Below are 13,392 nucleotides of genomic sequence, written 5' to 3' on the forward strand. Positions count from 1 at the left end.
GCGGCAAAACCGTAAGTGACTAGATGCCTTTTTTTTGTCTTTTTTCATGAAATAAGCCACCCACACTCGTTGGGTGACTCATTTTTCTGTTCTCTACCGCCGGGTCATGAATGCATTCCCGGTCTGTGCATCGATAAAGATCCGGTAATCTTTATTTCGCTGATCCTCTTGGGTATACACCAATACTGGAGAAGGACGTCCTTCTTCACGACGATACGCCAGCGAAAATGGGTTGTATTTTACATATTGGGTGACCGCTTGCTCCGGCGTGATGATTTCCTCTTTCAGTGGAAGTTTTTTTTGCAAGCTGGCCATATCCGGTACGGCGTTTTTTCGAAAGGCTAGCAATTCGCCTGTCGTACCATCGACTGCAATCTGATAAGCGATGTCTTGGTCTGGTTCCTTGACTACAGGTATACCAGCATAGCTCACCATGAAAGTAAACGTGTAGAGGTTCCGAACCTTTTCGTAGCTGGTGTGGGCCACCTGTACCTCGGAAATGGTAGGGTCCATGTACATCTGCAAATAACGGACAGCCTCCCGCTGCGCTTCTTCTTGGGCGAGTCTTCCATTGCCACGTTTCGGCTCCCGAGACAACTCAACTACTTTACCGGTGACGGGATCTGCGGCTAACATAGCCGAACGGCCACTTCCATCCCAGCTGTAAATCTTATAGCCTTTGAGAGGTCCTCTATCCCTAGCTTTCTCCATAATCTGTATATCACTCTCCACAGGCAACCCCCATGCTTGACGGAAGTATATGGCCGCTTCCTGCTTGGATTTGATCTGCGGACTATTTTCTTGCGGACTGACTGGAATCGGAGAAACGCCTCGACTCGTATCTCGATCGTAATTGGAGGTGTAGATGATCTGTCCCGATTCGGCATTCAAGCTCACTGCACCGGAAAAGCGAACAGCTGGAGCGTACTCAAGCATTGGCCCTGTCCGCGTGATCTCCCCTGTATCTGGATCTACAGCCTCCAGATTTTCGATATAACGAAGTCGCATCTGCTCGCGTAATGTTGCTTGCAGCTGTTCAGCAGTGATTGCCTGATCAGGTCCAATCAAGTCAGACAACCGCAAACCGAGCGCCCCATGCGAAGCGGAATATTGGACAACCTTTCCTCGTTCATCGACACGAATCGCCACTTCGCTGCCTAACAACGGTATTCCATTCAGAAACTGCTGATACACCATTTCCGAGGACCTGGAGATCATCTGATAGCGCGAGCCCTCCTCGCCCATCATGCTTTGCAAAAACGTCGCGGCAATCCCCTCTTTTTGGGATTCTGAAATGGCCTTTTGTGAGTGTGAAGCTAATCCCTTCCCATTGTTCTGGTACCAGAGCAAGGCACCCGTTTTCGAATCAATTCTGATATCCGCCTGCTGGCTCTCACCATGCTTTAGGCGGCGATTATACACCTCGTCGAAGGTTTCAGATTCGATCTCGTATTGTTGCAATTCCGGAACCCATTGATATAGAACAGCCAATCTGGATTTCACCAGTTCATTCTTAGCTTGGTGCGCCACCTGCTCACTTCCGGCGATTTCTACCTGTTGGGCAGGACGATCTTTCAAGACGATATAGGCTGGAACTAGAAGTACCAGGCAGGTCAAGGCACCCTTGAACAGCCATTGGAGCCGAACTTTCATTCGCTGCTGGTGTGTCCAAATCTGCTCTTGAGCTTTTAGGTTTTGCAGCATTTCCTCCGAAGTCTTCTGATTCATCTGATAGCGTCTCGCTTGTCTGAGCCTCGTAAGGATATCCTCGTTGTCATTTAACGAATGATTCAAAGAAACCACCACCCTCCTGATTTTCCTCTAACCATTTGCGCAGCTGCTTTCTCGCACGATAAAATGTCACATGGACATTCGATTCTGAGCACCTCAGGACTTGGGCCGTTTCAGCTGCCGAAAAGCCCTGAATTCCGTAAAGTAGCACGACCTCCCGATACGACACCTTCAGACGTGACACCGCCTCGTATAGCTGATTGATTTCTTCCTTTTGAACATATCTCTCCTCTACGCTCTTTTCACTCGAGGAAAAAGCATGCATGAAGGGATCTTTGACCCATTTTCTAAGCCGTTCCTTACGTAGATGATCGATGGCATGATTTCTGGCAATGCTAAAAAGCCACGTCTTTCGTGTTGCCTTTCCAGAAAACTGACTTTGCTTTCGGATGGCTTTAATAAACACGTCCTGTACGAGATCTTCCACATCATGATGACCGAGATAATAAACCAGGAAGCTGTACAGCTCGTTACTGTACAAGGTAAACCACGTCTCGATTTCCTGCTGATTCCCATCCAAAATCCTCATCCCCCGATCAATTGCACTATGATAATAGACGGATATGCACCAATTACCCTTACACCTTTTTCCATTAGAAAACTTGGCTACGCCAAGCTTTTGGCGGAGCCTTAGTTGCACTTATACTATCTTCCGCTAATCTTTTTAGCGCTTTAGCGCACTCAACACTTTCCGATAGTATAAAAAAATATAAAACACCGAATCCACGAAGAGCTTTCGCAGAACGGTGTTTCATATCCTTGCCCATTTATGAGCCTCGTTTTTCCAAACGCATCATCAAGCCATTCTTCGGACGCAGGGTAACCAGTGGCTCTGGCTCTACCTGTTTCTCTGGCTCTGCCAAGCGAAGCTTATACTGCTGAGCAATGGTGGCCAACAGCAGAGCTGCCTCCATCAGCGCGAAGTTGTTGCCGATACAGACTCGCGGGCCCCCGCCGAATGGAAAATAGGCGTACGCCGGGATTCGCTTCAACAAATCCCCCTCAAATCGCTCTGGGCGAAATGCATCCGGGTCGTCGTAGTACTTTTCCATGCGATGCATGACGTACTGACTCATCATCAGCGTGTCACCAGGCTCATAGGTGTGGCCGCCGATCTCCACTTCTTCCACCACCTCCCGATTGATCACCCAGGCCGCCGGATAAAGCCGCAGTGTCTCCTGTACGATCAGATTGGCATATGAAAGCTTGGGAAGATCTTCGACAGTGGGCAATCTGCCGTCGAGTACTGCCTTCAGTTCATCGTGCAGCTTTTGCTCCGCCTCCGGATGAGTGGCCAGCAAATAAAAAATCCAAGACATCGTGTTGGCTGTCGTCTCATGACCCGCGACAAAGATCGTCATGACTTCATCGCGTACCTGCTCGTCCGTCATGCCTTGTCCATCATCCTCATCCCGCGCAGCTAGCAGCATCGCCAATAAATCCGTATGTCCGGACTCGCCGCTTTTACGCCGCTCCTCAATCAAAGCGTAAATCGTCTTGTCCAGCACCTCACTCGATTCGATGAACTCACGATTGCTGCGAGTAGGGACGGAAAGCGGAATGTCGATAAAGGAAGTGGCTTTGGAAGAGACGTATTTCAAACCGACATCGATCGCATGGGCAATCTTGTCGGATCCCTCCTTGACCGTTTTTCCGAACATGGTTTCCGTAATGATGGCGAGTGTAACCTTCATCATATCATGATGGATATCAAGGACTTCTCCGTCTTTCCATTCGCTCATCAGCTCTACACCCTGACGGACCATCACATCGCCATATCCTGCGATCCGATCTCGATGGAACGCAGGCTGCATCAGTCTTCGCTGCCGCATGTGTTTTTTTCCTTCACTAGTCAAAATACCGTCACCTACTACTGCGCGCGCGACCTGCAATCCTTTCGCTTTGCGAAAATGCGCTTGCTTGGTGACCAGCACTTCTTTGATCTGATCGGGGTTGTTCAGCATGTAGATATGACGTTTTGGCCCAAAACGAAAGTGCGCGACGTCGCCGTATTCCTTTGCCGCATCGCGGATAAATTGCAGTGTATCACGTCGAAAAGCCAGGATATTGCCGGATAACGGAAGTCCCTTTGGGCCAGCAACGGTTTCGTTCATCTTGTCCTCCTTCAATGCCACACTTGGGATGTTTCCCCATAGTATCCGGCAGACCATGGAGTTTATACGAAAAAAGCCGTCCCTCTTGAGGACGACTTTTATTTTAGAAGGAAAACACTTACGGCTGCGCGATTCCAGAAGAGCTGCGAGGAAGCAACAGCCTGTTGGCAATCAGCCTCTCCCTTACTTTGATGCCGATCAGGGAAGCCAGTACAGCTTTGATCACACCTACCATCAGGAACGGAGTCACCCCAAAGGCAATCGCCTGCTCCCACGGGATATCGAGCACGTATTTCAGTTGGACAGTACCGAAAATCAGCGTAATGACCATACCGACGAGATTTGCAAGGATGGCAGTAACATAGGTAAAGCGCGTTTTTTCCATAATGAGCCCTGTCACATAAGCGGTAAGAATAAATCCGGTAATATAGCCGCCAGTCTTGCCTACGAGAACCTGGAAACCGCCACTCGCTCCCGAAAAGACAGGCATTCCGACAGCTCCCAGCAAAATATAGATCAGGATCGCCAAGGTCCCATATCGGCTTCCCAGGATTGTAGCCGTTAACCCGACCGCTAACGTCTGTCCCGTAATTGGGATCATCGGCAAGGGAATGGTGAGCTGTGACAAGACAGCCGTGACTGCTGCAAAAATCGCAGATAAGAGCAGCCAACGCAGACGTTCATTTCTCATAGAGTTCTTCCTCCAAATTATTTGTTAACTAAAATATAAAATCAGTTAACAAAATAATAGTATGGATCGGAAGAAATGTAAATGCCCTGCTTGCCTTTATTTTTTCGTGTCGCAAAAAATCTGCAGTTGACGGAGAGATTGTACCGTATGCTCGATCAAATCCCGCAGGTCGTCGATGTTACCTTCGTCAATTTTGCGATGAAAATCCAACGTCACTCGATTGTCATACTGCTGCGGCGGCCACTCTACGCGATGCTCGCCCAAACGCGCCGACACGGTCTGAGTTATATAGGGACGGCTACCCCAAATGTCATTGAGTATCGTAGCTATCGCCTTCACATCTTCCTGCACCTCACGAATGACGAGATGAAAATGGATGCAAATCGTACAACCGATATGGTCCGTCAACGGCTGCTCCAGCTGTTCAGCAGCGATGTCAGCCAGCCCGGTCCGAAGCTGCATCTGGGCACATACAGCCTGTTCGCGACTCTCCATCTGCGCCAGCTCGAAATGGATTTGAAACAATCGATGAAAGGTAGCCATATCCATCACGTCGGATCGGCCTGTAATGGTGATCGCCCCTTCAAAATCACGATCGTACACCGCGCCTTCCAGGACCACCCGAATATTATCGAATACTAAAGGATGAAACATCTGCCTTTCTCCCTCCACACTCCCTGACTTCTCCTGTCTAGGATGCCCGGTTTTACGCTCTTTTGCAAGCGGATGTCACTTCGATCATAGCGTTATAGCCCTCGACAGTGGTACCATGAAGATGATCCAACCATTGAGGTGACTGCCATGTTTTTAATTGCCATACTCGTCCTCGTCGCGATTGCAGGAGAAATCCTCCATCGACTGAACCCCTGGAAAAAACCAGAGCCTGCCTATGAAGACCTGGTAGCCCAGATCAAACAGACCGGATGGTATCAGGAGCTGGCGGCTGATGATGCATGTCGGCATGTACTGGAGAACGATCCGAACGTACTCAGCTTTTACTCAGGGACCTATGAAGCGCAGCGCCTCTTGACGCAAGAAGGCTTTCAGTTGGGCCTCATCGATTATGTGAAGGAGCAAGCAGAACATCAGAAGCGGGCACCACGCCCAAATAACTAGACCACTGGCCTGTCCCGCTCCAGAATTCATAGGTTCGTTTATACGTTAAAAAGAAACGCCGCTCAGGTGAATCCCGAGCGACGTTTCTATACGTTATTCCACAGACTCAGCGGCATGCTCACGTAAAAGCTGCGCAACTCGATCGTTGCCCTGAGCGACGGCAAGCTCCAAAGCCGATTCCCTTCCTTCCTGTCTAGCGTTGACCTGCGCACCATGCTTCAGCAATAGCGTAATGAGTTCTTCCTGGTCATCGTGGAATGCGGCTGAATGCAAGCAGGTATGGCCATTACTATCGAACAGATCCGTCCTCGCCCCATTCTCCAATAACAGACGGATAACGGCGAGATTTCGCTCTCCGGCAATCGCCGCATGCAACGCCGTGTTGGACGGGATAAAGGAAATCTTGGAATGGGAGCGTGCATTGACATCTGCTCCGGATCGGAGCAGTATCTGTACGGCTTCAGGGTGGCCAAAATGCGCCGCATACCCCAATAGAGTGAGGCCATTTTCATTTTCCGCATTTGCCAGCGATGGATGCTCCTGTAACAGTGACCCCAGCTGATCTTTTTTTCCGGATTGTGCTGCTTCAAACGCAGCTTGAATTACCGCTGCTATGCTCACAGTGAAATCCCTCCTCTGTTTTTTCTGTGACAGCCTTCTCGAAAATCACCTTTTTTAACGAAATCGATCTGGAGGTCGCCCCTTACTCTTCTGGAGAAAATCGGCATTTTCCTGCAAAACAAAAAAGCATACGCGCCGGATTCTTCCCTAGCGGTATGCCTGTTATAGCAGCTGTATCATCGTAGCCTGATTAGTTCTTTTTGTAGTAGTGCTTGTAAGAGTCAGCTGTCGCTTGATCCTGGCAGGAGAAGCACTCCGTCGCATAGGATTCAGCCTGCTCAGAAATCACCTTGCCGCAAGACGCGCAGCATTTTGCTTCGAGATTGCGAAAAAAGGTAGTGATCGGTGTCATGATTATTCCCTCCAGAGCTGTTGTTAACTGTATTGTAATACAACAGCATCTGTTTTATAAAAGTTTGTTATAATACATTATGGCGGATTATTGAAATTCTGCTCCGTTTTTCTACCGATTGCTCCTGTTTTCGCTGTATTCATACATTTTTGCAAATTCAACATCTGTTGTAACACAACCGCCTTATATCAATAGGTTAAACAGATACGGATCATGTGTAATCTCCACATAGCCTACCCCGTGCTGCTTCATTCTGTTGATGAGCGGCTCGTAGTCATCCTGGCATTTCAGCTCGATTCCCACCAGAGCAGGTCCGTTTTCCTTATTGGTTTTTTTCGTATATTCAAAGCGCGTAATATCATCGTGAGGGCCGAGAACCTTTTCCATAAATTCACGCAAGGCTCCCGCACGTTGTGGAAAGTTGAGAATAAAGTAGTGCTTCAATCCTTCAAACAGCAGGGAACGCTCCTTGATCTCTTGCATGCGATCAATGTCGTTGTTGCCTCCGCTGATCACGCAGACGACATTCTTGCCTACGATTTGGTCACGGTAATAATCCAGAGCAGCGATAGACAGAGCACCTGCAGGCTCTACTACAATGGCGCTGCTGTTATACAGCTCCAAAATCGTCGTACACACCTTGCCTTCTGGCACCGGCACGATATCATCGAGCACTTCCTTGCAAATCTCCATCGTCAGCTGTCCGACCTGCTTTACCGCTGCTCCGTCCACGAACTTGTCGATTTCGTCCAGCGTCACCAGATCGTCTTTTTCCAGCGCTGCCTGCATGGAAGACGCTCCTGCTGGCTCTACCCCAACGATACGCGTGTGCGGACTGATTCCTTTTACATACGTCCCGATCCCGGCAGCCAATCCTCCACCACCAATCCCCATGAAGACAAAATCAACCGCCTCCTCCATGTCGTTCATGATTTCCAAACCAACCGTCCCTTGGCCGGCTACCACCAACGGATCATCAAAAGGATGCACGAATGTCCGATCTTCCTGAACACAATATTTCATCGCTTCAGCGAACGAATCGTCAAAGGTATCTCCTACCAGCACGACTTCTACATAAGAACCGCCGAATAGCTTTACCTGCGTAATTTTTTGCCGCGGGGTTGTCGTCGGCATGAAAATCGTTCCCTGAATTTGCAGATGGTTGCAGGAAAAAGCAACTCCCTGCGCATGATTTCCCGCACTGGCGCAGACGACACCCCGTGCCCGCTGCTCGGCCGAAAGACTGCGAATGAAATGGTACGCTCCACGGATTTTAAACGACCGGACGACCTGCAAGTCTTCTCTTTTCACATAGACATTGCACCCGTAGCGTTCGGACAACAGCTTGTTTTTTTGCAACGGCGTTTTTTCCACCACGTCCTTCAACGCATGGTTGGCGACAACGATCTCTTCCACTCTCACTGTACTCATATAGGGGTTGCTCCTTCCGAGGTGTCTCGATCCGAAATAAAATAAAGCTCCCTCCTCGCCAGCAGCGCTTTTGGCGCATGGCTGGCTGAGGCGAGAGCATCGCGGTACCACTCAGCTATTCTGTTTCCCTCACGAAAAACAGACTTAAGAAGTTCAACGAGGAACTCCCGTCCTGTAACGGGGACGAATCCGTTGTCCTTTACACGGGTCAGAAATAAGATGCATTTTCCCGGCCTTTCCAGGACACAGCTCCAAGGTGATTTTCAAAACAGGCTGGCGGCCATCCTTTCAGCATGTGGACGGCTCTCTGCACGCTGCTCTCTGTTTTTACTCTTCCTTTTCTACGCTATCCAATACGAACTATTCGAATTAGTAAAACATTCTACGGGTAAACCAGCAAGTTGTCAATCTTCTGCTCCACATGCAGGAAAACAGTTGGAAAAACTGCGAATATGTACTCTATTCTTCTATCGGTGGTGTCTTTATTGAAAAGCTATAGCCCCGAATCAAACCATCCAACCCGCGAGCCAAACACCAAACAGCAGATTTTATCAAGTTCATCATCACACAGCACCTTGCCCGATCGGGTCATGCAGCTCCAAAAAAGCATTGGCAATCAGGCTGTACTCCAGCTGATGAAAGACAAAAAACAGGATCAGGTGCTTCAGCCCAAAAAGAATGAGACCGGGTTGCCTGATGCGCTCAAGACTGGACTGGAAAACCTTTCTGGTCTGGATATGTCGGATGTAAAAGTCCACTATCAGTCGGACAAGCCCAAACAGATCGGGGCACTGGCTTATGCCCAAGGCACCGACATTCATCTCGGACCTGGCCAGGAGCATCATCTTCCCCACGAAGGGTGGCACGTCGTCCAACTGATGCAGGGGCGCGTAAAACCCACCGTACAGATGAAATCAGACATTCAGATCAACGATGAGGTCAGCCTGGAAAAGGAAGCCGACCAGATGGGGGCACAAGCACTGAGATTGGGCAAAGCGAATCCAGATGATCCATTCTCGCCACTCCTCGCTCCCTCTTCACAACCAGCGATCAGACCCATACAAGGAGTCTGGGCATCGGTTCAGGGGACAGCAGCCGGCAAGCTCAATCTGAAAACGTTAACCGGAGAACTGTCTTCTTCAGGCAAGCAGTTGTATCAATTATCCAGGACCGGTGACTTATACGAAGAAGTAGGATACGTTCACGGTGATCTAGTGGTCAAACCTTATGATCCTCCTACTTCTAACTCCGTCGTATACATTCCTTCTATGAAAATTGGATGACCGGGCAGACAACCAGTCTGTCCATCAACACGGAATTCGGGCCGGTTGCCGCCAGACACAACCGGGGCGCACCTTACATTACCTCAAGAGAAGAAGATTACAACAATGCCAAGCTGGGCACGACCTACACGTCGTTTATTACCGGTCTTCGGAATGGAACCAATGATGATAGTGATGATGCCGTTTTGGCGCAAGCACTTCTCGATAACGATACTACTGAACTGACGACCGACCTCCAACATCGTGCCGCTGCCATGCTGAATACGACAGTCTATCTGGCTGAAGAATGGCGCAAGCAAGGAGCGGGGAAAATTTTCCGCGCACTCCTGCGACAAGTTATTAATGAAGAGATTACCTTCGACGATTTCTTGCAATCCTTCCGATTTATCGCGAGTGCAGACGAAGGCAGACGGCAGGTTGCCCGCTTTCAGGATGTCATCGATGAAGAGTTGGATTACGATGATCTCGATGAAGATGAACAAGGAATTTACGACAACATGTCGGAAATCGAGCACGACGATTTCAGTTCCGACGATGAGATGCGCGAGGATAAAGAGCTGAAAAAGCCCCGATTGTTCGCAGCGAGATACCAGCAATCCCGCCAAAAAGCCTTCGGAGTCAACATCCGAAGGCTTTTCGTTTAACTTCTTCATTTCGACCTTATTGTTGCAACGCCTTGACCAGACTTTGCCCAAACTCTCTGGCACCATCTGGACCATCGCTGGTAATAATGTCATCATGCGCCACTACATGCTGCTTCACGTACTCGACTTCGTTGGCAGCAAGCTCGTTGATCATCACATCGACAGGATAGCAGGTACCCTGGCGGCCTGTGAGCAAGCCGGTTTTCGCTACCACAACGGAACCCGCGCAAATACCAGATACAAGAACGTTATGCTCATAGGCTTCCTTTAGATAGGAAAGAAGCTCCTGATTGCCCCACAAGTAATCAATCGTACCCGATCCACCGATCACGGCCACGACATCGTAATCCGTAGCACTGACATCAGAGAAAAACACTTCTGCATTTGCTTTCCCTGCATTGTCACCCGTGATTTCACCCGTTTTGGTGCTGGCGACGGTTACCTGAATTCCCGCTTGCTCCAGCTCTGCTTTTGGATGATTCAATTCATCCTCGTTGAATCGATCCGGCGGAATGATCAGCAATGCTTTTTTACTCATATGAAAAGCCCTCCCAGTAAGCGAATAGCTTCGTTTTTGAAAACCTACACACATTCTATCTCCTGCTTGCAGCCCCGTGAAGTATGCACCTTTTTGTACGGAGGTTACAAAAATGTTACTATCGGTAGAGGAGGCGTATGGATTCCATGTCAGATACACTACGAAAAGAAATCAGAGAAAAAATACAAAATGGCGATTACAACTGTGAAAAGGAACTCACCATGTCCGTCATCAGCGGTAAATGGAAAGTTGTCATCCTGTGGCATCTCGGTGTGGAAGGACCACATCGTTTCAGCGATTTGCAACGGCTTTTCCCGAAAATCTCGCACAAGATGCTCACGAACCAGCTCCGCGAGCTGATCGAGGACGGCATTGTTCATCGAGAAGTCTATCCCGAAGTCCCTCCCAAAGTAGAATATTCCATGACCGAGCTAGGAATGACGCTTTTGCCGATCGTGGAAATGATGTATGAGTGGGGCAAGAATCGCATGCAGACACTCAAGGCACATATGTCTTAGGTGTTTCACAGTCACACCCTGGTTGCCTCAAAGCACGCAAAAACGGGTCCCTTTTCGAGTAAATCACTCCAAACGGAACCCGTTTTTCTATAGGGCGATCCTATACCGTTTCGTAAATAGCTTCGTAACGTTTGCCGATCTCTTCATCGTTCAGACCCTCATCACGCAAGCGTTTGATAAGCGCATTTGCCCAGATTTCGGTACGTTGCGCCATTTTTGCGTATTTTTTCGCTTCCTTTTCCTTGCGCTTTGCACGGTCCTCGCCATTGGACTTGAGATTATCGAGGATGAACAGCATGTGCATCGTGTCATCCTGATTGAGTTCAGTCCACTCGTCGTTCAAGAACGCAACCACCTTTTTATAATAACCGTCAAACTCATTGAAGGAAATCTCTGTATCCATATTGAGATATTCTTTCATTTTTTCAAATAGCTCTTGCATCTAGCGTCACAACTCCCTCATCCATTTCTTCCGCACCATTATATCAAAAAGGAGTTCACTGAGGAAGTTGCCATTATTTGTGAAGCTATTAACTTCGATGAAATTGATTCGAAAGTCATTTGCTCATGCGTAATTGCCTATGTTATAGTCTCCTTTGTCTGAAAAAACAAAAAATTACGAAGGGGATGTTGATACTGAAGAAGCTGTCGTTTCTGCTAACGACTGGCGGGATGGGTGTTGGGGCATTGGCTAACTCGCACCTGCAGGAAATCAAGAGGATTATAACAATACCCTGTATTCGAAGGATCCAAGCGATACGACCTTCGGGGGCAAAACCTACACTGAAGTACTCATCAGCCCGGCCGGTACGAATATTGAATATACCGCCTTCACCCCGAATGGCAAGTATCAGAAGCTGTACTTGCAAATAGCCGCACTCGGAACAGAGATCAAGGATATCCGGATTTCCGACAACGATACCCATGCAACTCTGAAAACCATCGAATCGCTCTCGTCAGGTGACGGCATGCAAACAATCGAAGTCGATATCACTGGTGTGAAAAACATTGCGATCAACTTGAAAAAAGAGCATGACAGTGGATTTATCATCCCTCTGACCACCTCTTACTACAAGTAATGTAGCCACAGCTTTTTCTCCGACGACCTACTCAAAGGTGAACCCTCTTCCCCGTAAATCACCGCTTCTCGTTTGACTCCATCCGCTTTTTACAGGTAAATTTCCTAGAAATATAATGGTTTTGAATAAGAATGTCCATTTGTTATAATCGAAGGTGGGTACGAAGCCCATTCCTTGTTACAAAGGGGAATCATGCCATGATGAACATCCATTTCATTCGCTTGCGATAAAAATACTTGTCAAGAAAACCCAGCGTTTTTCCTCGCATTTGCTTGGGTTTGTTTGAACATGCTTTTTATTTGCTAAAATAACGAATGAAACGGAGAGATTGGCTATGAAAGAAAAGATTCACACCATCTCAGGTATTGACATATGTTCGGAGAGTTTTGGAAATCCTGCCCATCCCGCAATTCTGCTCATCATGGGAGCGACTTGCTCCATGGTCTATTGGGACGAGGAGTTTTGCCAGCGCCTGGCGGACACTGGACGATTCGTCATCCGCTACGACAATCGTGACACGGGCCGCTCGACGACCTATGAACCAGGCACAGCCCCTTATACCGTAGCAGACATGGCTGACGATGCCATCGGTGTACTCGATGCATACGGGATCAGTCAGGCTCACCTCGTCGGCATGTCGCTCGGTGGAATGATTGCCCAAATCATGGCAGTCAAGCATCCCATGAGGGTGTTGAGCATCACGCTGCATGCCTCCGGATTTTACGGGCCTGCTCATGAGGTAAATGAGGCAGAGCTGCCGCCCATGGACGAGGAAATCCTCGCTCACCATGCGAGAGGCGCCGCACTGGACTGGTCAGACGAAGAGGCTGTCGCAGACTATCTGGTAGCCGGTTCGAGAATGCTTTGCGGCTCCAAGCATGTGTTGGACGAGGCGCGGACATACAGGCAAGTAAAAGCTGAGATCAAGCGTGCCCGTAATCTGCTCAGCATGTTCAACCACGCTTTGCTGCAGGAAAACGAATCGTATGAGGTGAAGGTGGCGGATATTCGTGTGCCTACTCTAGTCATTCACGGCACAGATGACACCATCCTTCCCTATCAGCACGGTGTTGTCCTCGCCCGGGAATTGCAAGATGCCAAGCTGATCACGCTGGAAGGCACAGGGCACGAGCTCCATCCAGACGATTGGGAGACCATCATCAAAGCCATCGCAGCACACACTGCCAGCTAGATAGGCGAAACCGAAATACGAA

At 48.9% G+C, this 13,392-nt stretch carries 16 protein-coding genes and 1 other annotated feature; of the genes, 6 read left to right on the forward strand and 10 right to left on the reverse strand.

Features of this window, described 5'->3' with window-relative positions; all coding sequences use genetic code 11:
• Window positions 1-93 precede the first annotated feature (93 nt).
• From JZI27_RS05035 to JZI27_RS05055, 5 genes are all read right to left on the reverse strand, one after another.
• Entirely contained in the window at window positions 94-1,794 is a 1,701-nt protein-coding gene (locus tag JZI27_RS05035) for a YcdB/YcdC domain-containing protein (RefSeq protein ID WP_280206956.1), read from the reverse strand.
• Window positions 1,775-2,311, reverse strand: a complete 537-nt coding sequence (locus tag JZI27_RS05040) for an RNA polymerase sigma factor (protein ID WP_280206957.1) — start codon at window positions 2,309-2,311, stop codon at window positions 1,775-1,777. Before JZI27_RS05040 ends, JZI27_RS05035 begins: the two co-directional genes overlap by 20 nt.
• A gap of 247 nt (window positions 2,312-2,558) precedes the next feature.
• Window positions 2,559-3,905, reverse strand: a complete 1,347-nt coding sequence (locus tag JZI27_RS05045; RefSeq protein ID WP_122909223.1) for a cytochrome P450 — start codon at window positions 3,903-3,905, stop codon at window positions 2,559-2,561.
• Between the two features lie 118 nt (window positions 3,906-4,023).
• Entirely contained in the window at window positions 4,024-4,596 is a 573-nt protein-coding gene (locus JZI27_RS05050) for a biotin transporter BioY (RefSeq protein WP_122909222.1), read from the reverse strand.
• A gap of 96 nt (window positions 4,597-4,692) precedes the next feature.
• Entirely contained in the window at window positions 4,693-5,250 is a 558-nt protein-coding gene (locus JZI27_RS05055) for a hypothetical protein (RefSeq protein WP_122909221.1), read from the reverse strand.
• Window positions 5,251-5,397: 147 nt separating this feature from the next.
• On the opposite strand from JZI27_RS05055, the gene JZI27_RS05060 reads away from it, so the two are divergent.
• Window positions 5,398-5,712 (forward strand): hypothetical protein, encoded by a 315-nt coding sequence (locus tag JZI27_RS05060; protein WP_183185020.1) that lies wholly within the window; start codon window positions 5,398-5,400, stop codon window positions 5,710-5,712.
• A gap of 93 nt (window positions 5,713-5,805) precedes the next feature.
• Here JZI27_RS05060 and JZI27_RS05065 read toward each other — a convergent pair whose 3' ends face one another.
• From JZI27_RS05065 to ilvA, 3 genes are all read right to left on the reverse strand, one after another.
• Window positions 5,806-6,333 carry an ankyrin repeat domain-containing protein gene (locus JZI27_RS05065; protein WP_122909220.1) on the reverse strand — a complete coding sequence of 176 codons (528 nt, stop codon included), beginning with the start codon at window positions 6,331-6,333 and terminating at the stop codon, window positions 5,806-5,808.
• Window positions 6,334-6,523: 190 nt separating this feature from the next.
• Complete coding sequence (gene yhfH / locus JZI27_RS05070) at window positions 6,524-6,685, reverse strand: protein YhfH (protein WP_122909219.1); 162 nt, start codon at window positions 6,683-6,685, stop codon at window positions 6,524-6,526.
• Between the two features lie 183 nt (window positions 6,686-6,868).
• Complete coding sequence (ilvA, locus tag JZI27_RS05075; protein WP_280206958.1) at window positions 6,869-8,116, reverse strand: threonine ammonia-lyase IlvA; 1,248 nt, start codon at window positions 8,114-8,116, stop codon at window positions 6,869-6,871.
• 83 nt (window positions 8,117-8,199) lie between these two features.
• Window positions 8,200-8,469 (reverse strand) — a binding site (T-box leader).
• A gap of 132 nt (window positions 8,470-8,601) precedes the next feature.
• Here ilvA and JZI27_RS05080 point away from each other — a divergent pair.
• Together JZI27_RS05080 and JZI27_RS05085 are read left to right on the forward strand one after the other, a co-directional pair.
• Window positions 8,602-9,399, forward strand: coding sequence for an eCIS core domain-containing protein (locus JZI27_RS05080; protein WP_280206959.1), 798 nt, complete (start codon window positions 8,602-8,604; stop codon window positions 9,397-9,399).
• Window positions 9,396-10,043, forward strand: a complete 648-nt coding sequence (locus JZI27_RS05085; RefSeq protein WP_251244309.1) for a hypothetical protein — start codon at window positions 9,396-9,398, stop codon at window positions 10,041-10,043. Before JZI27_RS05080 ends, JZI27_RS05085 begins: the two co-directional genes overlap by 4 nt.
• A gap of 16 nt (window positions 10,044-10,059) precedes the next feature.
• On the opposite strand, the gene JZI27_RS05090 is transcribed toward JZI27_RS05085, so the two are convergent.
• On the reverse strand, window positions 10,060-10,581 hold the full coding sequence (locus tag JZI27_RS05090; RefSeq protein WP_280206960.1) for a DJ-1/PfpI family protein: 522 nt from the start codon (window positions 10,579-10,581) through the stop codon (window positions 10,060-10,062).
• Between the two features lie 146 nt (window positions 10,582-10,727).
• On the opposite strand from JZI27_RS05090, the gene JZI27_RS05095 reads away from it, so the two are divergent.
• Window positions 10,728-11,099 carry a winged helix-turn-helix transcriptional regulator gene (locus JZI27_RS05095; RefSeq protein ID WP_122909215.1) on the forward strand — a complete coding sequence of 124 codons (372 nt, stop codon included), beginning with the start codon at window positions 10,728-10,730 and terminating at the stop codon, window positions 11,097-11,099.
• Window positions 11,100-11,199: 100 nt separating this feature from the next.
• Here JZI27_RS05095 and JZI27_RS05100 read toward each other — a convergent pair whose 3' ends face one another.
• Window positions 11,200-11,541 (reverse strand): hypothetical protein, encoded by a 342-nt coding sequence (locus JZI27_RS05100; protein WP_122909214.1) that lies wholly within the window; start codon window positions 11,539-11,541, stop codon window positions 11,200-11,202.
• A 421-nt stretch (window positions 11,542-11,962) separates the two neighbouring features.
• Here JZI27_RS05100 and JZI27_RS05105 point away from each other — a divergent pair, with 421 nt between their 5' ends.
• Together JZI27_RS05105 and mle are read left to right on the forward strand one after the other, a co-directional pair.
• Window positions 11,963-12,178 carry a hypothetical protein gene (locus JZI27_RS05105; RefSeq protein WP_122909213.1) on the forward strand — a complete coding sequence of 72 codons (216 nt, stop codon included), beginning with the start codon at window positions 11,963-11,965 and terminating at the stop codon, window positions 12,176-12,178.
• Between the two features lie 334 nt (window positions 12,179-12,512).
• Window positions 12,513-13,370: an alpha/beta fold macrolide esterase gene (mle, locus tag JZI27_RS05110; RefSeq protein ID WP_122909212.1), complete on the forward strand. Its 858-nt coding sequence runs from the start codon at window positions 12,513-12,515 to the stop codon at window positions 13,368-13,370.
• The last annotated feature ends 22 nt before the right edge of the window (window positions 13,371-13,392 follow it).

Source organism: Brevibacillus sp. AY1, assembly GCF_029870785.1.
Taxonomy (GTDB): Bacteria; Bacillota; Bacilli; order Brevibacillales; family Brevibacillaceae; genus Brevibacillus; species Brevibacillus invocatus.